Origin of the sequence: Bacillus sp. FSL P4-0334, assembly GCF_038004825.1 — a bacterium.
GTDB classification, from domain to species: domain Bacteria; phylum Bacillota; class Bacilli; order Bacillales; family Bacillaceae; genus Bacillus; species Bacillus velezensis.
In genome coordinates this window covers 3848366-3874240 of record NZ_JBBORX010000001.1, presented here as the reverse complement: position 1 = coordinate 3874240, position 25875 = coordinate 3848366, and the positions used below count along the sequence as shown (strand labels likewise).

Here is a 25875-nt window from a genome sequence, read left to right as displayed (position 1 = left end):
GCTATAATGACATACGCTTACATAATCAATCATCATTGTAAAAACATGTAGGAGGGTTCTTATGAACGTTCGTGAGTCGGAGCTTCCGGGCATCGGCCAGAAAGTAGAAGTCATTACGAAAAATCACGATAAAATCAGTATTATTCTTCATGATGACGGCAGAAAAGAGCTCTATTACTTCGATGAGAATGATCATGACGAATGCTTGGCATCCGTTGAATTTAACGACGAAGAGGCGAGGCAGATTTCCGCTATTTTAGGCGGTATGACGTATAAGCCGAAAGCGCTGGAATCTGTGGAAGTTGCGCTTGATGACCTCGTCATTGAGTGGTTTAAAGCCGAATCTCATGCACCGGCTGTCAGCCGTACAATCGGAGATTTGGAGATCAAGAAACATTACAACGTCCAGATTATTGCGATCGTAAAGAAAAACCGGCAAAAACAGCTGAGCCCCGGCATTGATACCGTAATTGAAGAAGGGGACACCCTCGTCATATCGGGAGAAAGAAGCGGACTGAAAAAGCTGGTCCGCGAGCAATTAACGGCCCGGATTTCCTGAGACCGGGGTTTACTCCCGGGAAAATGGGGGAAAAGATAAGAATGAACAATTGGGGGCAGACGCATGAATAAACAATGGACTATTATATTCGCTTTACTATTTACTTTGATTGTCGCCATCTTTGCTGTCATTAACGTGCGGGCGGTTGAGGTTGATTATCTGTTCGGAACCGCTGAATGGCCGCTGATTTTAGTCATTTTAGGCTCTGTGTTAATGGGAGCGCTGATCGTGTTTTCAGCCGGTATCTTTCAAGTGATGAAGCTGAAGCGCGAAATTAAAATGCTGCGGAAAGAAAACAGATCTGCGGCTGAATTGACGGCTGATTCGGACGGCAAAAAAACAGCCGCGCCGCCGGAAGAAATGCTTGAAGAGAAAAAAGGATCAGAATAACATTTGAAACCCCTCAGTCCGCTCTAGTATAATAGGGTGGTTGAGGGGTGAATTTATGTTAGCGTCAAAAATGCGCTGGGAAATCCAGCAGCCGGATCAGGAAAAAGTCAAATCACTCACAGAACAATTGGACATAACACCTCTTGTGGCATCACTGCTTGTAAAAAGAGGTTTTGATACTGCCGAAAGCGCAAGGCTGTTTTTACATACAAAGGATGCAGACTTTTATGACCCGTATGAATTAAAGGGAATGCGGGAAGCAGTTGATCGGATAAAACTGGCGGTTTCTCAAGGGGAACCGATTATGATTTACGGAGATTACGATGCAGACGGCGTTACAAGCACGTCGGTGATGCTGACGGCACTGAGACAGCTGTCGGCGGACGTTGACTTTTATATTCCCGACCGTTTCACAGAAGGCTACGGCCCGAATGAACAGGCTTTCCGCTCCATAAAAGAGCGGGGATTTTCGCTGATCATTACAGTGGATACGGGAATCGCCGCCGTCCATGAAGCTGAAGTCGCAAAAGAGCTGGGCTTAGACGTCATTATTACCGACCACCATGAGCCGGGACCCGAGCTTCCTGACGTATTTGCGATCATCCACCCGAAGCAGCCGGGCTGCGGCTATCCGTTTAAAGAATTGGCCGGCGTCGGTGTGGCGTTTAAGCTTGCCCACGCGCTTACGGGTTCTTTGCCGGAAGCTATGCTGGACTTGGCGGCAATCGGTACGGTTGCAGATCTGGTGCCTCTTCATGATGAAAACAGATTAATTGCGTCACTCGGAATCGAAAGGCTTCGGACGACAAATCGGCCGGGCCTCAAAGCCCTGATTAAGCTTTCCGGCGGAGATATCGGACAAGCTGATGAGGAAACGATCGGATTTCAGGTCGCGCCAAGGCTCAATGCCGTCGGAAGAATAGAACAGGCCGATCCCGCCGTCCATCTGCTGATGACCGAAGATCAGTTTGAAGCGGAGGAACTGGCTTCGGATATTGACCGGCTGAATAAAGAGCGGCAGAAAATGGTGAAAACCATGACCGAAGAGGCTGTTGAAATGGTTCAGCAGCAAGGCGGAAACCCGTCTGCCATTGTAGTGGCAAAAGCCGGCTGGAACCCGGGAGTCGTCGGTATTGTCGCATCGAAGCTGGCTGAACGTTTTTACCGGCCCGCTGTTGTGCTTGGGATAGATGAGGAGCAGGGAATCGCTAAAGGGTCGGCGCGAAGCATCAGAGGCTTCAACCTGTTTACGAGCCTTTCACAGTGCAGAGACATTCTTCCTCATTTCGGCGGGCATCCGATGGCGGCAGGAATGACGTTGAAGGCTGAAGATGTGGCGGAATTAAGGGACAGGCTGAATCAAATGGCTGAAGAAACCCTTACGGAAGAGGATTTTATTCCCGTTCAGGAGGTTGATCTTGTCTGCGGCGTTGAAGACATAACCGTTGAAAGCATTACAGAATTAAATATGCTGTCGCCGTTCGGCATGCTTAACCCTAAACCGCATGTGATGGTGAAAAATGCGGTACTTGATGATGTGCGCCTGATCGGAGCGAATAAAAACCACGTGAAAATGACGGTGAAAAGTGATTCCGCCGTCCTTGACTGCGTCGGCTTTAACAAAGGAGAGCTTGAAGCCGGAATTGTCCCCGGATCAACGATTTCCATTGTCGGCGAGATGTCCATTAATGAATGGAACAACAGAAAGAAGCCCCAGCTGATGATTAAAGACGCTGCGGTGCCGGAATGGCAGCTTTTTGATATCAGGGGCAAGCGGACGTGGGAAGACACGGTCACCGCGCTGCCGAAGGAAAAACGGGTGCTCATCAGCTTTAACGAAAAAACCGCTCAGAAGCTCCATGCAAAAGAGCTGTCAGGCGAGCTGGCCGGGATCACATCGGAATCCGAGGCGGAAGCTCTCCAGCTTGACGGAAAATATGCCGTTTTTCTGGATGTGCCGCCGTCAGCGGATCGCCTGCAGCATTTGCTTGACGGAAAGAAGCCGGAACGGATTTATTTTGTTTTTATCAATCATGAAGAACATTTCCTGTCCTCATTTCCATCGCGGAATGATTTCAAGTGGTTTTACGCATTTCTCTTGAAAAGGGGCGCTTTTGACTTCGGCAAGCATGGTTCAGAGCTTGCGAGACATAGAGGATGGTCAATTGACACAATCAATTTCATGACAAAGGTGTTTTTTGATCTCGGTTTTGTTAAAATAGAAGATGGTGTGCTGTCTGTCGTGAGCGGCGCGAAAAAACGCGACCTGGCAGATTCGCAAACCTATCAGGTAAAACAGCAGCTGATGGAATTAGACCAGAAGCTCAATTATTCCGCAGCCCATGAGCTGAAGGAATGGCTGAATAAGCTGATGAACCAAGGTTCAGAAGCTTATGAAAGTACGAGGAGGACATAGAACAGATGGATCTTAAAAAATACGTAACAATTGTGCCCGATTACCCGAAAGAAGGCGTACAATTTAAAGATATTACGACATTGATGGACAAAGGCGACGTATACCGTTACGCCACTGACCAAATTGTTGAATATGCAAAAGAAAAAGAAATTGATTTAGTTGTCGGGCCTGAAGCGCGCGGCTTTATTATCGGCTGTCCGGTTGCATACGCTCTCGGAGTGGGCTTTGCGCCGGTTCGGAAAGAAGGAAAACTTCCGCGTGAGGTCATTAAAGTCGATTACGGTTTGGAGTACGGAAAAGACGTACTGACGATTCATAAAGATGCAATTCTGCCGGGACAGCGCGTGCTGATTACTGATGACTTGCTTGCAACAGGCGGCACGATCGAAGCGACAATTAAGCTGGTCGAAGAACTGGGCGGCGTTGTAGCCGGTATTGCGTTCTTAATCGAGCTTTCTTACCTTGACGGCAGAGACAAGCTTGACGATTACGATATTTTAACATTAATGAAATATTAACCGCATATGGAAAAAAGCACTCGTGTCAGGGTGCTTTTTTCCTATTATTTCATCATCCTGACAGATTCTTTAGGTGTTTTGAACTTCTGCCCTTTACATCTCTCGTTTTTTTCTTGATAATAAACTAATACAGTTTACATTTAAAAAAGGTGATTCCATGGCGAACGAACAAGTATTGACTGCCGAGCAAGTAATAGATAAAGCGCGCACTTATCTGCCGGAGGAGCAGATTGCGTTTGTTGAGAAAGCTTACCTGTATGCGCAAAACGCGCATCGCGAACAGTACCGCAAATCAGGTGAGCCGTACATCATTCATCCGATTCAGGTGGCGGGGATCCTCGTCGATCTGGAAATGGACCCTTCCACAATTGCGGGCGGATTTCTGCATGACGTGGTAGAGGACACGGATGTCACCCTCGACGACCTGAAGGAAGCATTTTCTGAAGAAGTGGCGATGCTTGTCGACGGCGTGACGAAGCTCGGTAAAATTAAGTATAAATCTCAAGAGGAGCAGCAGGCGGAAAACCATCGAAAAATGTTTGTCGCTATGGCTCAGGATATCAGAGTCATATTGATCAAGCTGGCGGATCGCCTTCACAATATGCGGACGTTAAAGCATCTTCCGCAGGAAAAGCAGCGGAGAATTTCAAATGAGACGCTGGAAATTTTCGCTCCGCTGGCCCATCGGCTCGGGATTTCTAAAATCAAATGGGAGCTGGAAGACACCGCTCTCCGTTATTTGAATCCTCAGCAATATTACAGAATCGTCAATCTCATGAAGAAAAAGCGCGCGGAACGCGAACTTTATGTCGAAGAGGTTGTCAATGAAGTGAAAAAACGCGTCGAAGAAGTGAATATCAAAGCGGACTTTTCAGGACGTCCGAAGCACATCTACAGCATTTACCGCAAGATGGCGCTGCAAAATAAACAGTTCAATGAAATATATGATCTGCTCGCCGTCCGTATTCTTGTCGGAAGCATTAAAGACTGCTACGCCGTACTCGGCATTATTCACACGTGCTGGAAGCCGATGCCGGGCAGATTCAAAGATTATATTGCAATGCCTAAGCCGAATATGTATCAGTCCCTGCATACGACCGTAATCGGGCCTAAAGGCGATCCGCTGGAAGTGCAGATCAGAACATTTGAGATGCATGAGATCGCTGAATACGGGGTGGCCGCACACTGGGCATATAAAGAAGGCAAGGCTGCAAACGAAGAAGCGACATTTGAGAAAAAACTGTCCTGGTTCCGTGAAATTCTGGAATTCCAAAACGAGTCTACCGATGCGGAAGAATTTATGGAATCGCTGAAAATCGATCTGTTTTCTGACATGGTATACGTATTTACGCCAAAAGGCGATGTCATTGAACTGCCGTCAGGCTCTGTGCCGATTGATTTTTCCTACAGGATCCACTCGGAGATCGGCAACAAAACAATCGGGGCGAAAGTGAACGGAAAAATGGTGACGCTTGACCATAAGCTCCGGACGGGCGACATCGTCGAGATTCTGACGTCCAAGCATTCATACGGTCCGAGTCAAGACTGGGTCAAACTGGCGCAGACGTCCCAGGCGAAACACAAAATCCGCCAATTCTTTAAGAAACAGCGCCGTGAAGAAAACGTCGAAAAAGGCCGTGAGCTTGTCGAGAAAGAAATTAAAAATCTTGATTTTGAAGTGAAAGATGTTTTAACACTCGAAAATCTTCAAAAAGTTGCCGACAAGTTCAATTTCTCAAATGAAGAGGATATGTACGCGGCGGTCGGATATAACGGCATTACCGCTCTTCAGGTGGCCAACAGGCTCACCGAAAAAGAACGGAAGCTCCGTGACCAGGAAGAGCAGGAAAAAATCGTTCAGGAAGTCACTTCCGAGCCGAAACATTATCCGCAAGGGAGAAAACGGGAAGCGGGTGTGCGCGTAAAAGGCATTGACAACCTTCTCGTCCGCTTGTCGAAATGCTGCAACCCGGTGCCTGGCGACCATATTGTCGGTTTTATTACAAAAGGGCGCGGTGTATCCGTTCACCGGGATGACTGTCCGAACGTCAAAACGAATGAAGCGCAGGAACGTCTGATCCCCGTTGAATGGGAGCATGAATCACAGGTTCAAAGACGCAAAGAATATAACGTTGAGATTGAGATTTTGGGGTATGACCGTCTCGGACTTTTAAATGAGGTGCTCCAAGCCGTAAATGAAACGAAAACCAACATCTCCTCTGTCTCCGGCAAATCCGACCGCAATAAAGTCGCTACGATTCATATGGCGATTTTTATTCAAAACATCAACCATCTGCATAAAGTGGTCGAGCGGATTAAGCAGATCAGAGACATCTATTCAGTCCGCCGGGTAATGAACTAAAAGGAGCTTGCTATGAAATTAGTTGTTCAGCGTGTAACAGAAGCGAGTGTGACGGTTGACGGCGCTGTCGCCGGCCGGATCGGACCCGGTATTATGGCGCTTGTCGGCATCACTCATGAAGATACAGAAGAAGATGCCGCTTACTTGGCGGATAAAATCGTGAATCTTCGGATTTTTGATGATGAAAGCGGCAAGATGAATTTATCGCTTTTGGATACGGGCGGGGAGATTTTATCCGTTTCACAGTTTACGCTTTACGGCGAAACGAAGAAAGGGAGACGCCCGAATTTTATGAATGCGGCTAAACCGGATCAGGCTGTGCTCCTTTATGAAAAGTGGAACGAACTCCTTCGGGAAAAAGGAGTCAAAGTGGAAACCGGAATATTCGGAGCCATGATGGATGTTCAGCTGACGAATTCCGGGCCGATTACATTGATTATGGATTCTAAACAATAAAAAAGCTGCCGTTCGGCAGCTTTTTTTTATGATTGAAAATAATGTTCCAATCCGCTTTCAATTCCGTCTGTCACTTTTTCCTGATAAGAGCCGCTATGTATGATTGTTTCTTCTTGCGGTTGACTGAGATAGCCGAGCTCATACAGCATGGCAGGCCGTTTATTTTCCCTCAGGACGTAATAATCGCCAAACAGAACGCCGCGATCCGGGATAGGGGAACGCTTCACTACTTCAGAATGGACGTCTGAGGCAAGCTGGCGATCCTTAGACGGACTGTAATAATAAGCCGTGCTTCCCCGTGTTGACGTATCGGCATAGCTGTCATAGTGAATGCTGATAAAGGCATCCGCATTCCGGTAATGAGAGGTTGAAACCCTGGCCTGCAGGCTGATAAAAGTATCATCCTGTCTGGTGATATACACGTTTGCACCGGCCGCCCGCAATTTTTGGGCCAGCAGCTTAGCGGTTTTAATGGTTACGTTTTTCTCAAACTTTCCGGAGTAGCCGATCGTTCCGCTGTCTTTTCCTCCGTGTCCGGGATCAACGACGATCGTTTTGTTTTTAAGTGAGCCGCTGCCGCCTGACGTGTCGGGAGAAGGTGCTTCACCTGTTTCCTCACCGCTTTTTGACGTTTGTACGACCCAGTTTGCCACATATGCGGTTTGTCCGTTTTCAAGCCGGACTTCATACCATTTGCCGCTTGAGCCGACAATCGGGTAGGCTGCGCCTTTATCTGCTCTTTTTACGATAGAAGCGGAAGTCGAGGCCGAGCTCCTTAAGTTGGTGCCGCCGTAAACAATATACGCTTTTTTCGAGGAGCCTGAGCCCGCAGAACCGTCTCCCGAGCCGGATGCGCTGTCCGATGAGTCAGAATCCTTTATGATGTAGTGGCTTGCTGCCCAGCCTTTTTGCCCGTTTGCTTCAATTTTCAGCCAGCCGTGGTCTTCACTTAAGATGGAAACCTTTGTTCCGCGTGATAATTTAGTCATAATCGCTGAATCATGTGACGCTGCACTTCTGACATTCAATGAAGAAACGCCGACCGTCCCGTTTTTTGACCCGCTTCGGGCCGAAGTTGCTTTCGTATCCGATCCGCCGCTGTCCGCGGTGACGTATTCGGAAGAAACCCATCCGGTTGTGCCTTGATAAGAAATGTTCACCCATCCGCTGTTCTTGTCCAGCACGGATGCATGTGCGCCTTGCGGAAGTTTGCCGATGACTTCATATGATGTCCCCGGGCCTTTTCTGATGCGGAGGTCAGGATCGGTAGAAGTGACCGTTCCGCTTGTTGCGGATGAATGGTCTGCTCCTCCGGCTGTTTTTGATATCAGCCAGGAAACGACCCATCCGGTTTTACCGGGGCTCAGCTGAAGCTGCACCCAGTCTCCCTCTTCTTTAGCGATCGGGTATCTTTCCCCTTTTTTTACTTCAGCCTTAATTCCGTAGCTCAGGCCGGGACCGCCTCTGACATTGATCTTGTCTGTCGCGATGACCGCTTCTCCCTCTGCGGCGATTGCGGTGTGGAATGACGGAAGAAGCGCTGTGATGATGACGCCGCATAAAATAAGAGCAAGAGTTCTCTTCTTCATGGCTGTCCTCCTTTCTGAACTAACTAAAATACATTCTTGTATAATATCGTATTTTCCTTGCTGAATGTTAAATAAAAATAAAATGGTTTGTTTATACTAGTCATAAATACAGCGAAAAGGTGTGCAAATCATGAAATATCAACCAAAAATGGGACGCGCGCTGCACGATGCGGAAGGAAATCTGCACTTCAGTGATCAGAGCGATAGAGAAAAGGCGGGGTTTCTTGAAGAGACGGCGACGGAGTTCGGTCTCTTATCGAAAGAAGCGGTCGCAAGGAAAAACAGACGGAATAAAACTTGACAGGGGAGTGCAATCCCATTATTATAATAGAAATTGATGTACATAAGTCATGATAACGATTTTGAACCGATAATGGAGAAGAGTAGGTCAGAATGCATGGAGAAGAGAGGAACCGTCCCGGGCTGAAAGCGGATCCGCACTGCATCTTTCTCGAAACAACACTCCGGAGGTTCCCTGCTGAACGCTTTTGCAAGTCATTAGGCAGCGGACGTGAACCTGCGTTAAAGGTCAGAGCGGGGATGCTTCGGCATTCCAACTAGGGTGGCACCACGGGTATAACTCTCGTCCCTACTATACATGTATAGTAGGAGCGGGAGTTTTTTTATTTGAAGAAAGACATTAAGGAGGCCTGTAACATGGCATATCACATTCCAAGAGGCACACAGGACATACTGCCGGGTGAATCAGACAGATGGCAGTTCGTCGAACAAATTATGAGGGAGACGTGCCGCACTTATCAATATAAAGAAATCCGCACGCCGATTTTCGAGCATACGGAATTGTTCGCAAGAGGCGTCGGTGAGTCTACAGATATCGTGCAGAAAGAAATGTACACGTTTGAAGACCGTAAAGGGAGAAGCCTGACGCTTCGGCCGGAAGGAACAGCCGCTGCAGTCCGCGCGTTCAATGAAAATAAATTATTTGCGAACCCGGTGCAGCCGACGAAGCTTTATTATGTCGGACCTATGTTCCGTTACGAACGTCCGCAGACAGGGCGTTTCCGCCAATTCTATCAATTCGGAATTGAAGCGATCGGCTCCAAAGATCCGGCTGTGGATGCAGAAGTCATTGCGCTTGCGATGAGTATTTACCGTAAAGCCGGTTTGAAACATGTCAAGCTTGTGCTGAACAGCCTTGGTGACCAGGACAGCCGCAAATCCTACCGGGAGGCGCTCGTCAAACATTTTGAACCGCGCATCGGAGAGTTTTGCTCAGACTGCCAGTCGCGCCTGCACACAAACCCGCTCAGAATTCTTGACTGCAAGAAAGACAGAGAGCATGAACTGATGAAAACGGCTCCGTCCATTCTTGATTACTTAAATGAAGAATCAGCCGCTTATTTTGAGAAAGTAAAACAATACTTAAACGATCTCGGCATCCCGTTCGAAATAGATCCGAACCTTGTCAGAGGGCTTGATTATTATAACCATACCGCTTTTGAAATTATGAGCAATGCCGAAGGATTCGGGGCGATTACAACACTTGCCGGCGGGGGCCGCTATGACGGGCTTGTTGAACAGATCGGCGGACCTGAAGCGCCGGGTATCGGATTTGCGATGAGCATCGAACGTCTGCTGGCAGCCATTGACGCTGAGAAAACAGAGCTTCCCGTCAATCAGGGGATTGACTGCTACATCGTGACGCTCGGAGAAAAAGCGAAGGATTATTCCGTTTCCCTCGTGTACAAACTGAGAGAAGCGGGCATCTCAAGTGAAATCGATTATGAAAATAAAAAGATGAAGGGCCAATTTAAAACAGCTGACCGTCTCGGCGCACGTTTTATTGCGATTTTAGGGGAAGATGAGCTTGCCCAAAATAAAATCAATGTAAAAGATGCGGAAACAGGAGAGCAGCGTGAAGTGGTGTTAGACGAGCTGATACAAGTGTTAAAGGCAGATCAAAAGCAGTGAAGGAGAGGAACGCTATGTTTGGAAGAACATATTATTGTGGCGAGATAACTGAAAAAGCGATTGGCGAAACCGTCAAACTGAAAGGATGGGTGCAGAAGCGGCGCGATCTCGGCGGCTTGATTTTCATTGATTTGCGCGACCGCTCGGGTATTGTGCAAGTTGTGTTCAACCCTGACGTATCGAAGGAAGCCCTTGCCGCAGCGGAAGCAATCAGAAACGAATATGTGCTTGATATCGAAGGCACGGTTTCTGCCCGTGAAGAAGGCACGGTGAATCCCAACCTGAAAACCGGTAAAATTGAAATCAAAGCTGAAGCGGTGACGGTGCTCAGTACGGCGAAAACGCCTCCGTTTCCGATCAGTGACCAGGCGGCTGAGGTTTCTGAAGACGTCCGGTTAAAACACCGCTATTTGGATTTGCGCCGCCCGGCGATGTTTCAAACATTGCAAATGCGCCACCAAGTCACAAAATCCATCCGCCATTTCTTGGATGAAAACGGATTTCTTGATATTGAAACACCGATTTTAACAAAAAGCTCTCCCGAAGGCGCCCGTGATTACTTAGTGCCGAGCCGGGTGCATGAAGGAGAATTTTACGCCCTTCCGCAATCGCCGCAGATTTTTAAACAGCTTCTGATGGTGTCGGGCTTTGAACGGTATTATCAAGTGGCCCGCTGCTTCCGCGATGAAGACTTGCGTGCCGACCGCCAGCCGGAATTTACGCAGATTGATATCGAAATGTCCTTTATGAGTCAAGAGGACATCATGGCTCTGGCGGAAGAGATGATGGCGAAAGTCATGCTTGAAACAAAAGGTGTTGAAGTACCGCTTCCGCTTCCGCGAATGACATATGAAGAAGCGATGAACAGCTACGGTTCCGACAAGCCTGACACCCGCTTCGGCATGCTGCTGACGGACGTGTCAGACATAGTGAAAGATACTGAATTTAAGGTGTTCTCATCAGCCGTGGCAAACGGCGGCGTTGTAAAAGCGATCAATGTCAAAGGCGCTGCCGGCGACTATTCCAGAAAAGATATCGATGCGCTCGGCGTTTTTGCCGGAAATTACGGCGCGAAAGGTCTCGCTTGGGTGAAAGTTGAAGCTGACGGCGTAAAAGGCCCGATTGCGAAATTCTTTGATGAAGAGAAGCAGGCAAAACTGGCTGAAGCGCTTGATGCTTCTGAAGGTGATCTGCTCCTGTTCGGGGCTGATAAGTTTGAGGTTGTGGCTCAATCCCTCGGCGCGCTTCGCTTAAAGCTCGGCAAAGAACGCGGCCTGATTGACGAAAGCCTCTTCAACTTCCTGTGGGTTGTGGACTGGCCGTTACTGGAGCATGACGAGGAAGAAGGCCGTTTCTATGCGGCTCACCACCCGTTTACAATGCCTGTCCGTGAAGATCTTGATCTGATTGAAACGGCGCCTGAAGATATGAAAGCGCAGGCTTACGACCTCGTCTTAAACGGCTATGAACTCGGAGGAGGCTCAATCCGTATTTTTGAAAAAGACGTTCAGGAAAAAATGTTCGGGCTTCTCGGCTTTACAAAAGAAGAAGCGGAGGAGGAGTTCGGATACCTTCTCGAAGCCTTTGAATACGGCGCACCTCCGCACGGCGGAATCGCGCTCGGCTTAGACCGTTTGGTTATGCTTCTTGCAGGCCGCACAAACTTAAGAGATACGATCGCTTTCCCGAAAACGGCAAGCGCAAGCTGCCTTCTTACGGAAGCGCCCGGCGAAGTGAGCGACGCCCAGCTTGAAGAACTTCACCTTTCTGTCAAAAGAAAAGTGAAACAGTAAAGATCAGCAGTTTGTTTCTTGAAAATCAAAATCTGCTGTGATATGATTTTGACAAGTTAAATAAAGTCCTGATGTGTTAGTTGTACACCTAGTTTTGACCGAACATTTTTTTGATTTGGGAGCCCGTATTTTTAAATGGCGTACATGCCTCTTTTCATTCGTTAAGAGGACTTACAAGATTTAAAAAAGGGCACCCACCTGCTGAGAGCGGGTTCAAAACGAAGGAAAGCTGCAACGGCACAATTGGGACTTTATTTTTTGTGCGCTAAAACCAGCGGCTTTTTGACAAGCCGAGTTTATAAAACCAGAATGTGGAGTGAGGTTCTTGTTACATCAGTTTTCCAGAAATGAGCTAGCGATTGGAAAAGAAGGGCTGGACACGTTAAAAAACAGCACGGTGGCCGTTCTCGGCGTCGGCGGAGTCGGTTCATTCGCAGCCGAAGCATTGGCGAGGTCCGGAGTGGGGCGGATCGTGCTTGTCGATAAAGATGATGTTGACATTACAAACGTAAACCGCCAGCTGCATGCGCTCTTGTCGACGGTGGGACAGCCGAAAACAGACTTGATGAAAGCGCGGATCGCGGATATTAATCCGGATTGCGATGTCGTCGCCTTAAAAATGTTTTATACAGAAGAGACATATGAGCAGTTCTTTGAGTATCCGCTTGATTACGTCATTGACGCGTCGGATACGATTCATTATAAAATTCATCTGATGAAAGAATGTCTGAAACGGAATGTTCCGCTGATTTCAAGCATGGGAGCGGCGAATAAAACAGACCCGACACGCTTTCAGATTGCTGATATTTCAAAAACCCATACCGATCCGATTGCCAAAGTCGTCCGCACAAGGCTTCGCAAAGAGGGCATTAAAAAAGGCGTACAGGTCATTTTTTCTGATGAAAGCCCGATCGTCATCCGTGAGGACGTCAGAAAAGAAGTCGGGAATGATGAAGCGAAAATCCGCAAAGCGCAAATGCCGCCGTCTTCCAACGCCTGGGTTCCGTCAGTGGCCGGTCTGATTATGGGCGGACATGTTGTCATGGAGCTCTTAAAGGACATCGACATTAAACGGGTTAAAGATAAATAAAAAGAAAAACAGCCTTCTTCAGGAAAGGCTGTTTTTTTTATTTGAATCCGCCGTTTACACGAAAGATTTTGGCCGGTATCAAAAAAGACAAGAACACATAGGGTGTCCTTGTCCGGTTATTTTTTCTGCTTCATCAGTTTTTCATACACTTGCTTTATGGCGGCTTCAAATTTCCCCGTTTGTTTCGGTTTATAGTATTGCTTGTTTTTTAACGGATCAGGCAAATATTGCTGTTCGACCCATCCGTTCTCGAAATCGTGAGGATATTGATAGCCGATCCCGCGTCCGAGCTCTTGGGCCCCTTTATAGTGGGCGTCTTTTAAATGTTTCGGCACATCGCCGATTTTACCCGTCCTGATGTCTTTGAGCGCCTCATCAACGGCTGAGATGGCGGAGTTTGATTTTGGCGAGAGGCATAATTCGATTACCGCATTGGCCAGCGGAATTCTCGCTTCCGGAAAGCCGATCCGTTCTGCGGTCTGAATCGCGCTCAGCACCCGGGGGCCTGCCTGCGGGCTTGCGAGGCCGATATCTTCATAGGCGATCACGAGAAGTCTTCTTGATATGCTTTCAAGGTCGCCGGCTTCGATCAGACGGGCCAGATAATGAAGGGCGGCGTTTGCGTCCGAGCCTCGGATCGATTTTTGGAAGGCGGATAAGACGTCATAATGCGCATCGCCGTTTTTATCATGAGTATAGCTTTTTTTCTGCAGACATTCTTCCGCCGTCTCCCGTGTAATCCGGATCGTGCCGTCGCTTGATTCCTTTGTGGAGAGCACGGCAAGCTCAAGTGCGTTCAAAGCGGAGCGGACGTCTCCTCCGCACCCTTGTGCGAAATGATCCATCGCGTCGTCGTCCACCGAAACGCTGTAGGAACCGAGCCCCCGGTGTTCATCTGTGAGCGCTCTTTCCAATGCCTGCTTGATCAGATCGGGTGTTAACGGTTCAAGCTCAAATATCTGGGTCCGGCTTCTGATGGCCGGGTTAATGGCATGATAAGGGTTGGCGGTCGTCGCGCCGATTAAAATAATCATGCCGTTTTCTAAATAGGGCAGCAGAAAATCCTGCTTTCCCTTATCAAGCCTGTGCACTTCGTCAAGGATTAAAATGACCTGGCCTGACATTTTCGCTTCCTGTACGACAATCTCCATGTCTTTTTTATTATGAATGACGGCATTCAATTTCCTGAATGCGATGCTTGTCGATCCTGCGATCGCTGTGGCGATGGACGTTTTTCCGATGCCCGGCGGTCCGTACAGGATCATGGATGATAAGTGCTTTGCACGCACCATTCTGCCGATGATTTTATCCTCTTTGACCAAATGTTCCTGGCCGATAATGTCTTCGATATTGGCAGGCCGCATCCGATACGCCAATGGTTTCATGAACATCTCTCCTTACATATACAGGGTAACGGAAAACGGACGATTAGAAAAGCGAATTGCGGCGGGCCCCGTGTTTCAATGAAAATTAGGATAAGTTATGTTATAATAACAGTTGGTCTATAAGATACTAAACAGATTATTCATATCCATTTACTTGTATAAATTAACAATTAGAATTGACTGGGGTGTTCATATTGAAAATATCGACAAAGGGAAGATACGGGCTCACCATTATGATTGAATTGGCGAAAAAGCACGGAGACGGTCCGACGTCGCTCAAAAGCATCGCCCAAACAAACAGCCTTTCTGAGCATTACTTGGAACAGCTTGTATCACCGCTCAGAAACGCCGGACTCGTAAAAAGCATCAGAGGCGCTTACGGGGGTTACGTGCTCGGGGGCCAGCCTGAAGAGATAACGGCCGGAGATATTATCAGAGTGCTGGAAGGGCCGATCAGCCCGGTAGAAGTGCTTGAGGATGAAGAGCCTGCCAAGCGGGAGTTATGGATCCGCATCCGCGACGCTGTAAAAGACGTGCTGGACAGCACGACGTTAGAAGACCTTGCGAGCTACACGGACGGCGAGCAGGAAGCTTATATGTTCTATATTTAAACCAGAGGTGTACAGACAATGGAACGGATTTATTTAGATCATGCCGCGACTTCCCCGATGGATGAGCGTGTGCTCGAAGAGATGAAGCCCCATTTCTTCGGCAGTTTCGGCAACCCGTCAAGCATTCATTCATTCGGGAGAGAATCCCGGAAATGGGTCGATGAAGCGAGAGCGGACATCGCGCGCGAAATCAGTGCGAAAGAACAGGAAATTATTTTCACAAGCGGCGGCACGGAGGCTGATAATTTAGCGATTTTCGGAACGGCTGCCGCCCGGAAGAATGAAGGTAAGCATATCATTACGACCGCTATTGAGCATCATGCTGTATTGCACGCCTGCGAAAAGCTGGAAGAAGACGGCTTTGAGGTGACATACCTCATCCCCGGCCCTTCAGGACGGATCAGTGCAAATCAGGTGAAAGAAGCGCTCCGTGATGATACAATCCTTGTTACCGTCATGTATGGCAATAACGAAGTCGGTACCATTCAGCCGATTGACGAAATCGGAGAGCTGTTAAGCGGGCATCAGGCCTATTTTCACACAGATGCCGTCCAGGCATTCGGTTATATGCCGATTGACGTGAAAAAAAGCAGAATTGACATGCTGTCTGTTTCCGGTCACAAGCTTAACGGGCCTAAAGGGACAGGCTTTTTATATGTAAATCAAGAGGTGAAGCTGTCACCGATTCTTCTCGGGGGAGAGCAGGAACGAAAGCGCCGCGCGGGGACGGAAAATGTACCGGGCATCGCCGGCTTAAAAGAAGCGGTCGTCCTTTCAAACCGTGAGAGGGAAGAGAAAACAGCGAAGTATAAGGAGTTTAAGAACATCATCATGAGCACGCTGGAAAAATCCGGCGTCACAGCGGAGGTGAACGGAGATGCCGAGAAATGCCTGCCTCATATTTTAAACCTTTACTTTCCCGGTGTGCCGGTGGAAGCGCTGCTGGTCAATCTTGACATGGAAGGCGTTGCCGTCTCCAGCGGATCTGCTTGTACAGCGGGATCCGTTCTTCCGTCCCATGTGCTTACGGCCATGTTCGGAAGTGAGAGCGGCAGGCTGACTTCGTCAATCCGCCTCAGCTTCGGCCTCGGCAATACGGCGGAACAAATCGAAACAGCCGCCGAAAAGCTTGCCGCCGTCGTTAAACGGCTTGCTTAAAACGGCGGACTTACGTTTTTAATGGAGTGAATGCAAATGGAAAAACGGCCGGAGGATACAAGAGTCGTAGTCGGCATGTCCGGCGGCGTGGACTCTTCCGTGGCGGCCCTTCTGCTGAAGGAGCAGGGCTACGATGTAATCGGAATCTTTATGAAAAACTGGGATGATACGGACGAAAACGGTTTTTGCACGGCGACGGAAGATTATGAAGACGTCATCCGGGTCTGCAACCAGATCGGAATTCCGTATTATGCCGTCAATTTTGAGAAGCAATATTGGGAAAAGGTATTTCAATATTTCCTTGATGAATATAAAGCCGGAAGAACCCCCAATCCGGATGTCATGTGCAATAAAGAAATTAAGTTTAAGGCTTTCTTGGATCATGCTCTGTCACTCGGCGCGGATTATCTTGCGACGGGCCATTACGCCCGCGTGGACAGAAGCGCAGGTACAGTGCGCATGCTCCGCGGTCTGGATGAAAACAAGGACCAGACTTATTTTCTGAATCAGCTCAATCAGGAACAGCTCAGCAAAGTCATGTTCCCGATCGGTGATCTGCAAAAAAGCCGCGTGCGGGAAATCGCCAAAGAAGCGGAACTTGCGACAGCTGCGAAAAAAGACAGCACGGGAATCTGCTTTATCGGCGAACGCAACTTCAAAACGTTTCTCAGCCAATATCTCCCCGCTCAGCCGGGCGATATGATGACAATGGACGGAGAAGTAAAAGGGCGTCATGACGGTCTGATGTATTATACTATCGGACAGCGCCACGGTCTTGGAATCGGCGGAAGCGGCGAGCCGTGGTTCGCCGTCGGTAAAGATCTTGAAAAAAACATTCTGTATGTTGATCAAGGATTCCATAATCCGCTTCTGTATTCTGATAAGATCACGGCGACAAATGTCAGCTGGACGCGTCCCGGTCTGATGGACGGCGGCGAAATGACATGCACGGCGAAATTCCGCTACCGTCAGGAAGATCACAAAGTAACGGTGAAAATGACGGGTGATGATGAAGCGGAAGTCATTTTTGACGGGCAGGTACGCGCCGTTACGCCGGGACAAGCCGTCGTTTTTTATGACGGAAAAGAGTGCCTCGGCGGCGGAACGATAGATGACGTTTATAAAGACGGAACAAAACTGTGGTACGTATAACACATGTAAAAAACCTCAACTCGCATGTTGGGGTTTTTTAGCGAAAGGAAGTTAAAAATGGATTATAATAAAATCGGGATTGACGCCATGCAGGAGGGCGATTTTGAAAAAGCGGCGGAGGCATTTACGAAAGCGATTGAGGAAAACGGGCAAGATCCGGTGCCGTATATCAACTTCGCAAATCTGCTTTCTTCTGTGAACGAACTCGAACGGGCGCTTGCATTCTATAACAGAGCGCTCGAATTGGACAATTCGGCGGCAGCCGCTTATTACGGTGCGGGAAACGTATATGTGATGAAAGAATCGTTTTCCGAAGCGAAGGATATGTTTGAAAAAGCGCTTCGCTCCGGAATGGAAAACGGAGATTTGTTTTATATGCTGGGGACCGTTCTCGTTAAATTAGAGCGGCCGAAGCTTGCACTGCCATATTTGCAGCGTGCCGTTGAATTAAATGAAAATGACACGGAAGCACGCTTCCAGTTCGGAATGTGCCTCGCAAACGAAGAAATGCTGGATGAAGCTCTGGCGCAGTTTGAGACGGTGATCGAGCAGGACCCAAGCCACGCGGACGCATTTTATAATGCCGGGGTCGCTTACGCGTACAAAGAAAATCGTGAAAAGGCGCTTGAGATGCTGGAAGGCGCAATCGGCATACAGCCTGATCATATGCTTGCGCTTCATGCGAAACAGCTTATCACCCAGTCATAACAAAAGGAGGGAAGGCTCGTGGATCAGCTGAACATCGAGGAACAGCCGTATGTAAAAGGCGTCATTCATACGGTCATTTATCACAATGACACCAACCTGTATACAGTGCTGAAAGTCAAGGTTGCAGAAACGTCTGAGGCGATCGAAGACAAGGTCGTATCCGTAACGGGCTACTTCCCTCTGCTGCAAGAAGATGAGACCTACACATTTTACGGAAAAACCGCCACGCATCCTAAGTTCGGCCTGCAATTTCAGGCTGAGCACTTTAAAAAAGAAATTCCGACCACAAAAGAAGGGATCATTCACTATTTATCAAGTGATCTGTTTGAAGGAATCGGAAAAAAAACGGCGGAAGAAATCGTCAAAAAGCTCGGAGACGGCGCGCTCAATAAAATTCTGACGGATGCGTCGGTGCTTTACGATGTGCCGAAAATGTCGAAAAAGAAAGCGGATAAGCTTGCCGGAGAGCTGCAGCGGCATCAGGGGCTTGAGCAGATTATGATCTCTCTGAACCAATACGGTTTCGGGCCTCAGCTATCCATGAAAATATATCAGGCCTACGAAACGGAAACACTGGAGAAAATTCAGGAAAATCCTTATCAGCTTGTAAAAGACGTTGAAGGCATCGGCTTTGTGAAAGCTGACGAGCTGGGCGGAAAAATGGGTCTGTCAGGAAACCACCCGGAGCGGATCAAAGCGGCTATCTTATATACAATTGAATCGACCTGTCTTTCAGAGGGCCATACGTACATAGAAACAAAGCAGCTGATAATCAATACGCAAACGCTCCTGAATCAGTCAGCTGAAGGCGGCCGCGTCACGGAAATGGATGCGGCTGACGGCATCATCGCCCTCGGGGAGAGTAAGGATATCGTCATAGAAGGAGAACGCTGCTATTTTCCGTCCTTGTTTTACGCCGAACAAAATGTCGCAAAACGCGTGCTCGACATTGCGGCTCAGACGGAGTATGCCGATCAATTTCCTGAATCGGAATTTCTGCTTGCACTCGGTGAACTGGAAGAACGGATGAATGTTCAATACGCACCAAGCCAAAAGGATGCCATTCAAAAAGCGCTGTCTTCACCGATGCTTTTACTGACCGGAGGACCTGGGACGGGGAAAACGACCGTTATTAAAGGAATCGTGGAATTATACAGTGAACTGCACGGAGTATCGCTTGACCCCGGTGATTATAAAAAAGACGAGGCGTTCCCGGTGCTGCTTGCCGCGCCGACGGGAAGAGCCGCAAAACGGATGAGCGAATCTACGGGTCTGCCGGCTGTTACGATTCACAGGCTGCTTGGCTGGAATGGCGCTGAAGGCTTTACCTACAATGAAGATCAGCCGATTGAAGGGAAACTGATCATTATAGACGAAGCGAGTATGCTCGATATCTGGCTCGCCAGCCATTTGTTTAAGGCGCTTCCTAAGCACATTCAGCTCATTGTCGTCGGTGATGAAGACCAGCTTCCTTCAGTAGGACCGGGGCAGGTGCTCAGAGACCTTTTGGCTTCTGAGGTGCTGCCGACCGTGCGCCTGACAGATATTTACCGTCAGGCTGAAGGATCATCCATTGTGGAATTTGCGCATGATATGAAAAAAGGACTGCTTCCAAAGGGGCTGACCGCGCCGACAAAGGACCGCTCATTTATCCGCTGTAATTCTTCACAGATTAAAGAAGTCGTGGATCAGGTCGTCTCGAACGCGTTAAAAAAGGGGTATACCTCCAGGGATATTCAAGTGCTGGCCCCGATGTACAGGGGAAAAGCGGGAATTAACGAGCTGAATATGCTTCTTCAAGACATCATGAATCCGCCGAAAGAAAAAAGGCGGGAGCTGAAATTCGGAGATGTCGTCTACAGGACGGGCGATAAAATATTGCAGCTTGTCAACCAGCCGGAAAACAATGTGTTTAACGGCGATATTGGCGAAATCGTATCCATTTTTTATGCCAAAGAAAATACGGAAAAAGAAGACATGGTCGTCGTCTCATTTGACGGCAACGAAATCACCTTTACGAAAAAGGATTTCAGCCAGTTTACCCACGCTTACTGCTGTTCGATTCATAAGTCGCAGGGAAGCGAATTCCCTATTGTCGTCCTGCCTGTCGTCAAAGGCTACTATCGAATGCTCAGGAGAAATCTGCTTTATACCGCCATAACAAGGGCGAAAAAATTTCTGATTCTTTGCGGAGAAGAAGAAGCGCTTGAATGGGGCGTCAAAAACAATGATGCCACCGTCAGACAGACGTCGCTTAAAAACAGGCTCACAGAGCAGACTGAAGAGATGGATGCAGAACTGGCCGCCCTGCAAAAAGAGCTGCCGTTCAGTGTATATGATGCGAACATCGGAATGGAAGGCATCACGCCGTTTGACTTTATGGAAGAAAAAGCGTAAATAAAACCCGGAGCATAAACATGCGCCGGGTTTTCGCCTGTGGAAGTCATTTCAAAGTATGCTGCCCGGCTTCTTGGCAAAACCTATACGTGTTCAACAAAAGGTGGTTGATCACACTTTGAGAACATGCCATGCAGCTGAAGGACGAACAGTATATGACGAAAACACCGGGCGCAGTCTCGGGATGATATCGGATGTATGTTTCTCTCTGGACGGCCGGTTTCTCGGTTTCGTGCTGGAGCAGAAACGCCTGTTTCACAACCGCCATCTTTTTTTAGAGGCAAGTGATATAAAAGAGATGGATCAAGAAGCCGTAGCTGCCGGTCATGCTCATTTGCAGCCTTTGCCGAAGAGCTGTTTCACCTTTGAACAGATTAAGATGCAGCCGGTGAAATCGCCTGATGGTGAAATGTTCGGTTTGCTGGAAGATGTATACTTTTGTTTGGACAGGGGCATAATCGTAGCATATGAACTCTCGGACGGCTTCTTTTCAGATCTGGCTGGCAGACGCCAAGTGCGCCGCGCCGCCGATACGCTTATTGAAGCGGGGAAAGAAGGCATCGTCCTGAACGGATAAGAGGTGTAGTCTGTGCTTGTATGTCCGAACTGCAAAAGTAAAGATATCGGCAAAATCGGCGTAAACCAATACTATTGCTGGGGCTGCTTCATTGAGCTGACGGTGGCCAAAGGCAAAATTGCGACACATCAAGTAGAGGAAGACGGCACGTTAAGCAGTCTTGATGATTTGTTTTCTGAAGACGAACGCAGTATCAATTTTTAAAGTTGAAAGGAGATACGCGCGATGGGCAGAACAATGACCTCTCTGTTGGCTTTAGGAGCTGGAGCCGTTATGTATCGTATGGCTTCTCAGTCCGATATGCTGAATAAAAAAGGTATGAAACGGATGAGAAGACGAGTCATGAAAATGTTTTAAGCAGAAAAAAGGATACTTCTCCGGAAGTATCCTTTTTACGTTTGTCTCGCTTCCAGCCGTCTGGCTGCGAGAGACAGGCAGTAATTAACCGCGAAATACATCAGGGCCGCCAGCAGAAAGATCGGGAAAAAATATCCCCCGTCAGCGCTTTGTCCGTTTAAAATCTGCGCGTTATGAATCAGTTCGGGCAGAGCGATGACGACCGCAAGTGACGTATCCTTTAATAAGGAGATAAACTGGCTCACAATCGGAGGAACCATACGCCTGAGCGCCTGCGGCATGACGACGAGAAAAAGAGTCTGCGTGTACGTCAGTCCTGAAGAACGTGCCGCTTCAATCTGTCCTTTGTCAACGGATTGCAAACCGCTTCTGATGATTTCTGACAGCATGGCCGATTCAAAAATCGTCAGCGCCGTGATGGCGGCCGCGGTAATTTCCAGTTTGATCCCGATTTCCGGTAGGGCAAAAAACGTAAAGAAAATGATTAATAACAGCGGCAGGTTGCGGATGGTTTCCACAATGGCCGCTATAATGCCCGAGACGATAGGAATTTTCGCATAGCGCAAAGTGCCGGCGGCAAGCCCGAAAATAAAACTCAGGACAATGGAGATCAGCGCAACATAAAGTGTGACCAAAAAGCCGTCCCATAAAAACAGCAGATGGTCAGGTGTATAGGCGCCGCTAAAATCCATGTTTTTCACTCTCCTTCTCTAATAACTCTTTCCGAGACGTCTTTCCAAATAGTGAACCCCGATGCTGAGCGGGATCGTTACTATCAAATAAAAAAGCGCGACGAAAATATAGACATCAAACACGACAAGAGTGCTTGAGGAAACGAGATCCGCCTGATACATCAAATCGAGTCCCGCCACCACTCCGAGTATTGATGAGTTTTTGACAAGGTTGAGAAATTGGTTTCCGAGCGGGGGAATCACGATTTTTACGGCCTGAGGAAGAATGACGTATCTCATCGCCTGACTGTAGGTGAAGCCTGACGATCTGGCCGCTTCCATCTGCCCTTTGGAGACAGTCTGAATTCCGGCTCTGATGGCTTCTGCGATAAAGGCCGACGTGTATATCGTAAGCGCAATCGTTCCCGCCTGAAAGCCGTCCAGTCTCAGCCCGGCGTTCGGAAGTCCGAAATAAAAAACGAATGTGATGAGGAGAAGCGGGATGTTGCGGATAAATTCCACATACGCAGTGCCGATCCATTGAAGGGGTTTGAAAGCCGTGATTCTCATGACTGCGATCAGAACGCCCAGCGCAAAGCTGCCTGCCAGCGCGATGAAGCTCGCAAGCAATGTGTGCAGGAAACCGTCCATATACATATCGAAGTTTTCCGTTAAAATTGAAAAGTTCATCTATGTCACTCCTTATAAAACGGGGATGAGCATGCCTGCTCATCCCGCGGTCCTTTCTATTTTGCCGGTTCTTCTTTAATCCATTTTTTATAGATTTTTTCGTACCTGCCGTCGGCTTTCATTTTTTTCAAAGAGGCGTTGATTTCCTTGATGAGTCCGGATTGGCCTTTTTTGACGGCGATTCCGTAAGGTTCATCGGTGAAGGTTTCGCCTGTCAGCTGATATTGTTTATTTTCATCTGCCATGCCGTATAAAATCGCATTATCAGTTGTGAGCGCATCTCCCTGTCCCGCTTTAAGCGCAGTGAACGCTTCGGCGTAATTTTCAAATTCCAGCACTGAGGCGTCAGGCGCTTTTTCTCTGATGTTTTGTGAGGAAGTAGAGCCTTTTACCGCCAATACTTTTGAGCCTTTTCCCAGGTCTTCGGTGCTTTTGATGCTGCTTCCTTTTTTGACGAGCAGGGATTGCCCGGCTTCAAAATAAACATCTGAGAAATCAACTTCTTTTTTCCGCTCATCCGTTATCGTCATCGTGGCGGTGATGGCATCGATATCGCCGTTTTGCAGCATCGGAATTCTCGTTTTTGACGTCACTTCTTTAAATTCCGCTTTCTTCTCATCCCCCAGAATATCTTTTGCGAGCTGTTTTGAGATATCAATATCGAAGCCTTCAATATCACCGGAGCTTGGGTTTTTCAGCCCGAATAACCTCGTGTCGGTTTTGACGCCGAAGATGATTTTGTCTCTGTCTTTAATAGAGGCTAACGTGTCTTTTCCCGTTCCTTTTGAATCTCCGGACGTTTCTTTCCCTCCGCAGGCGGCCAGCATAAAGACGGCCAGTAGTGATATCAACCCGAATGACAACCATTTTGTTACACGTGACATAAGCACTCCTCCGTTTCTTTTCAGTGATTTAAAATACGGCTTAAGAATAAACGCGCCCTCTCTTCACGTGGGCTTTCGTAAAATTCAGCCGGTGCAGCTTCTTCTAAGATGGCTCCGCCGTCGATAAACACGATGCGGTCCGCCACTTCTTTTGCGAATCCCATTTCATGTGTGACGACTGCCATGGTCATGCCTTCCTTTGCGAGTGTTTTCATGACATCCAGCACTTCCCCGATCATTTCCGGATCAAGCGCGGATGTGGGTTCATCAAACAGCATAATTTCGGGCTTCATCGCAAGCCCCCTGGCGATGGCGACACGCTGCTGCTGGCCGCCGGAAAGCTGTGAAGGATAAGCGTCCGCTTTTTCCGGTATACCGACTTTTTTCAAATAGTATAAGGCCGTTTCTTTTGCTTCTTCTTTTGATTGCTTAAGCACTTTGATCGGTGCGAGCATGATGTTTTGCAGAACGGTTTTGTGCGGGTACAGATGAAAATGCTGGAACACCATGCCGATATTGCTGCGGACCTTATTTATATCCGTTTTCTTGTCATGGATGGAGACGCCGTTTACCGTTAAGGCGCCTCCATCAACTGTTTCCAGCTGATTAATGCAGCGGAGAAGCGTGCTTTTTCCCGATCCTGAAGGTCCGATGATAACGACGACTTCCCCTTTTTTAATGTGCAGATTAATGTTTTTCAGCACGTGGAAATGTCCGTAGTGCTTATTTACATCCTGAAATGAAATCATGGCCATCCTCCTTAAAAAACATGAGTCATATTGACTGGACAGTTTTTGAAATCCTTTAACACATTACGATGGTTATACAGATTTTTATGAATATTATTTAGATTATTTCGTAATTTCTGATAATTATTTCCGTCAAGAGGTCTGCGTCATAAGGCGGAGTTTATGAAACGGGAATAATTCCGGCTTTCTGTCAAAAGATAAAGCAAGAGGTGAAACGTCATGCTTCAAAAACCGCTGCAGCTCTTAATGTGGACGGCTGTATGTCTGCTCGTTTTGTTAACAGTGTATGTCTTTTGCATGCTCGATATGTTATGGTCTCCCATTTGGCTTGTTATAAAATCTCTCTTTATTCCTATATTCATCGCAGTATTTATTGCTTATCTTTTACTTCCGATTACTGAATGGCTTCATAGAAAAGGGATGCCTAGAACTTTAAGCCTGCTTCTGATTTATTGCCTGTTTTTCGGCGGAATCGGCTGGGGGGTTTATAAAGGGGTTCCTGTTTTAATTGAACAGCTGCAGGATCTGTCTGAGAGCATTCCCGGTCTTGCCAAAAACTACAACAGCATGCTGAAGCATCTGCATAATCACACGGATCATTGGCCTGACGGCATGCACCATCGAATGGACAAAATGATTCAGCAGACAGAAACGTTTCTTGCCGGCACGATTGAAAGCACGATCAGAAGCATCCGTTTCGTGCTTGATTATATCCTGATCGCGGCGACGATTCCTTTTCTCGTGTTCTATATGGTGAAGGATATAGACGTCATGAAAAAGACAGTCTGGTATTTGACGCCGAAGTCCTGGAGAAAAAGGGGGAGTGAATTTCTGCGGGATGTGGACGACTCTCTCGGTGATTACATCCGCGGTCAGCTTCTCGTTTGTTTTTTGCTCGGGCTAATAGCCGGCGTTTCATTTTGGCTGTTCGGGCTTCCTTACCCGCTGATTTTGGGCCTTGCCATCGGGATTACGAATGTCATCCCGTATTTCGGTCCGTTTATCGGCGCTGTACCGGCGCTGCTCCTTGCGCTGGCGATTTCTGCTAAAGCTGTGATCATCGTAATCGTCACGATTTTTATTCTGCAATTTATAGAAGGAAACATTTTGAGCCCGCTTATTGTCGGGCGCAGTCTCAGAATGCACCCCGTCGTGATCATGCTGGCGCTCCTTGCCGGAGGAGAGCTCGCGGGCATTCCCGGCATGATTCTCGCTGTTCCGGCGGCAGCCGTTTTAAAAGTGACGGCCATACACTTTTTGCGGATCAGGACGGAACATTGACATTCGGGTTCTGCTTGTCTATAATTTCGAGTAGAATACATACGAATCTCGAGTGACGGATATGAGTACGCCGAAGCCCTGTTTAAGAGAGAAGCTCCGATACGCTGAAAGGAGCTTCAGCAGAAGATCGGCCGAAGCTAATCCTGAGTG

The 25875-nt window shown here is 48.0% G+C and carries 25 protein-coding genes, 1 other RNA gene and 2 other annotated features (1 of these 28 running past the window's edge); of the genes, 20 read left to right on the top strand and 6 right to left on the bottom strand.

From position 1 onward, the window contains the following. Positions 1-61: 61 nt before the first annotated feature. From NSQ37_RS19510 to dtd, 6 genes are all read left to right on the top strand, one after another. Positions 62-559 carry a cation:proton antiporter regulatory subunit gene (locus NSQ37_RS19510; RefSeq protein WP_012118088.1) on the top strand — a complete coding sequence of 166 codons (498 nt, stop codon included), beginning with the start codon at positions 62-64 and terminating at the stop codon, positions 557-559. Positions 560-622: 63 nt separating this feature from the next. Then, on the top strand, positions 623-949 hold the full coding sequence (locus NSQ37_RS19505) for a LapA family protein (protein ID WP_099566988.1): 327 nt from the start codon (positions 623-625) through the stop codon (positions 947-949). Positions 950-1004: 55 nt separating this feature from the next. Next, positions 1005-3365, top strand: coding sequence for a single-stranded-DNA-specific exonuclease RecJ (gene recJ / locus NSQ37_RS19500; RefSeq protein WP_025285048.1), 2361 nt, complete (start codon positions 1005-1007; stop codon positions 3363-3365). A gap of 5 nt (positions 3366-3370) precedes the next feature. Continuing rightward, positions 3371-3883: an adenine phosphoribosyltransferase gene (locus NSQ37_RS19495; protein ID WP_003152714.1), complete on the top strand. Its 513-nt coding sequence runs from the start codon at positions 3371-3373 to the stop codon at positions 3881-3883. A gap of 157 nt (positions 3884-4040) precedes the next feature. Then, positions 4041-6245, top strand: coding sequence for a GTP diphosphokinase (gene relA, locus NSQ37_RS19490; protein WP_003152716.1), 2205 nt, complete (start codon positions 4041-4043; stop codon positions 6243-6245). A 12-nt stretch (positions 6246-6257) separates the two neighbouring features. Continuing rightward, on the top strand, positions 6258-6701 hold the full coding sequence (gene dtd, locus NSQ37_RS19485) for a D-aminoacyl-tRNA deacylase (protein ID WP_007408194.1): 444 nt from the start codon (positions 6258-6260) through the stop codon (positions 6699-6701). 26 nt (positions 6702-6727) lie between these two features. Here dtd and NSQ37_RS19480 read toward each other — a convergent pair whose 3' ends face one another. Beyond that, positions 6728-8290 (bottom strand): SH3 domain-containing protein, encoded by a 1563-nt coding sequence (locus tag NSQ37_RS19480; RefSeq protein ID WP_015240291.1) that lies wholly within the window; start codon positions 8288-8290, stop codon positions 6728-6730. A gap of 130 nt (positions 8291-8420) precedes the next feature. Here NSQ37_RS19480 and NSQ37_RS19475 point away from each other — a divergent pair, with 130 nt between their 5' ends. The 5 genes from NSQ37_RS19475 (at position 8421) to NSQ37_RS19455 (ending at position 13105) form a co-directional block, all read left to right on the top strand. Beyond that, entirely contained in the window at positions 8421-8591 is a 171-nt protein-coding gene (locus NSQ37_RS19475) for a YrzK family protein (protein ID WP_003152722.1), read from the top strand. 60 nt (positions 8592-8651) lie between these two features. Beyond that, positions 8652-8884: a binding site (T-box leader), on the top strand. Positions 8885-8947: 63 nt separating this feature from the next. After that, positions 8948-10222: a histidine--tRNA ligase gene (hisS, locus tag NSQ37_RS19470; RefSeq protein WP_012118082.1), complete on the top strand. Its 1275-nt coding sequence runs from the start codon at positions 8948-8950 to the stop codon at positions 10220-10222. Between the two features lie 14 nt (positions 10223-10236). Further along, positions 10237-12015: an aspartate--tRNA ligase gene (gene aspS, locus NSQ37_RS19465; protein ID WP_020956140.1), complete on the top strand. Its 1779-nt coding sequence runs from the start codon at positions 10237-10239 to the stop codon at positions 12013-12015. Positions 12016-12077: 62 nt separating this feature from the next. Further along, positions 12078-12269: non-coding RNA, 6S RNA (gene ssrS, locus NSQ37_RS19460), on the top strand. Positions 12270-12340: 71 nt separating this feature from the next. Next, a complete protein-coding gene (locus tag NSQ37_RS19455; protein WP_012118080.1) occupies positions 12341-13105 on the top strand; it encodes a tRNA threonylcarbamoyladenosine dehydratase in 765 nt (254 codons plus the stop codon). A gap of 116 nt (positions 13106-13221) precedes the next feature. Here the strand turns inward: NSQ37_RS19455 and NSQ37_RS19450 are convergent, their stop codons facing one another. Next, positions 13222-14490, bottom strand: coding sequence for a replication-associated recombination protein A (locus NSQ37_RS19450; protein ID WP_015240288.1), 1269 nt, complete (start codon positions 14488-14490; stop codon positions 13222-13224). 194 nt (positions 14491-14684) lie between these two features. Between NSQ37_RS19450 and cymR the strand changes: the two genes are divergently transcribed. From cymR to NSQ37_RS19410, 8 genes are all read left to right on the top strand, one after another. After that, a complete protein-coding gene (gene cymR, locus NSQ37_RS19445) occupies positions 14685-15101 on the top strand; it encodes a cysteine metabolism transcriptional regulator CymR (protein ID WP_003152730.1) in 417 nt (138 codons plus the stop codon). An 18-nt stretch (positions 15102-15119) separates the two neighbouring features. Then, complete coding sequence (locus NSQ37_RS19440) at positions 15120-16259, top strand: cysteine desulfurase family protein (protein WP_012118078.1); 1140 nt, start codon at positions 15120-15122, stop codon at positions 16257-16259. A 36-nt stretch (positions 16260-16295) separates the two neighbouring features. After that, complete coding sequence (gene mnmA, locus NSQ37_RS19435; RefSeq protein ID WP_341124523.1) at positions 16296-17411, top strand: tRNA 2-thiouridine(34) synthase MnmA; 1116 nt, start codon at positions 16296-16298, stop codon at positions 17409-17411. Positions 17412-17498: 87 nt separating this feature from the next. Next, entirely contained in the window at positions 17499-18119 is a 621-nt protein-coding gene (locus NSQ37_RS19430; RefSeq protein WP_088461189.1) for a tetratricopeptide repeat protein, read from the top strand. Between the two features lie 18 nt (positions 18120-18137). Then, positions 18138-20516 (top strand): SF1B family DNA helicase RecD2, encoded by a 2379-nt coding sequence (gene recD2, locus NSQ37_RS19425; protein ID WP_253612831.1) that lies wholly within the window; start codon positions 18138-18140, stop codon positions 20514-20516. Between the two features lie 118 nt (positions 20517-20634). Further along, positions 20635-21093, top strand: coding sequence for a PRC-barrel domain-containing protein (locus NSQ37_RS19420; protein ID WP_007408205.1), 459 nt, complete (start codon positions 20635-20637; stop codon positions 21091-21093). A 12-nt stretch (positions 21094-21105) separates the two neighbouring features. Further along, on the top strand, positions 21106-21297 hold the full coding sequence (locus NSQ37_RS19415) for a hypothetical protein (RefSeq protein ID WP_003152738.1): 192 nt from the start codon (positions 21106-21108) through the stop codon (positions 21295-21297). A 21-nt stretch (positions 21298-21318) separates the two neighbouring features. Beyond that, positions 21319-21450 (top strand): YrzQ family protein, encoded by a 132-nt coding sequence (locus tag NSQ37_RS19410; protein ID WP_003152741.1) that lies wholly within the window; start codon positions 21319-21321, stop codon positions 21448-21450. Between the two features lie 35 nt (positions 21451-21485). On the opposite strand, the gene NSQ37_RS19405 is transcribed toward NSQ37_RS19410, so the two are convergent. The 4 genes from NSQ37_RS19405 to NSQ37_RS19390 are packed head-to-tail and all read right to left on the bottom strand — an operon-like array spanning position 21486 to position 24444. Next, positions 21486-22142 carry an amino acid ABC transporter permease gene (locus tag NSQ37_RS19405; RefSeq protein ID WP_012118075.1) on the bottom strand — a complete coding sequence of 219 codons (657 nt, stop codon included), beginning with the start codon at positions 22140-22142 and terminating at the stop codon, positions 21486-21488. Between the two features lie 18 nt (positions 22143-22160). Next, on the bottom strand, positions 22161-22811 hold the full coding sequence (locus tag NSQ37_RS19400) for an amino acid ABC transporter permease (RefSeq protein ID WP_007408207.1): 651 nt from the start codon (positions 22809-22811) through the stop codon (positions 22161-22163). A 56-nt stretch (positions 22812-22867) separates the two neighbouring features. Beyond that, on the bottom strand, positions 22868-23695 hold the full coding sequence (locus tag NSQ37_RS19395) for a transporter substrate-binding domain-containing protein (RefSeq protein ID WP_007408208.1): 828 nt from the start codon (positions 23693-23695) through the stop codon (positions 22868-22870). A 20-nt stretch (positions 23696-23715) separates the two neighbouring features. After that, positions 23716-24444, bottom strand: coding sequence for an amino acid ABC transporter ATP-binding protein (locus NSQ37_RS19390; RefSeq protein ID WP_253612833.1), 729 nt, complete (start codon positions 24442-24444; stop codon positions 23716-23718). 219 nt (positions 24445-24663) lie between these two features. Here NSQ37_RS19390 and NSQ37_RS19385 point away from each other — a divergent pair, with 219 nt between their 5' ends. Continuing rightward, complete coding sequence (locus NSQ37_RS19385; protein WP_007408210.1) at positions 24664-25725, top strand: AI-2E family transporter; 1062 nt, start codon at positions 24664-24666, stop codon at positions 25723-25725. A 43-nt stretch (positions 25726-25768) separates the two neighbouring features. Next, positions 25769-25875: a binding site (T-box leader), on the top strand (it continues 101 nt past the right edge of the window).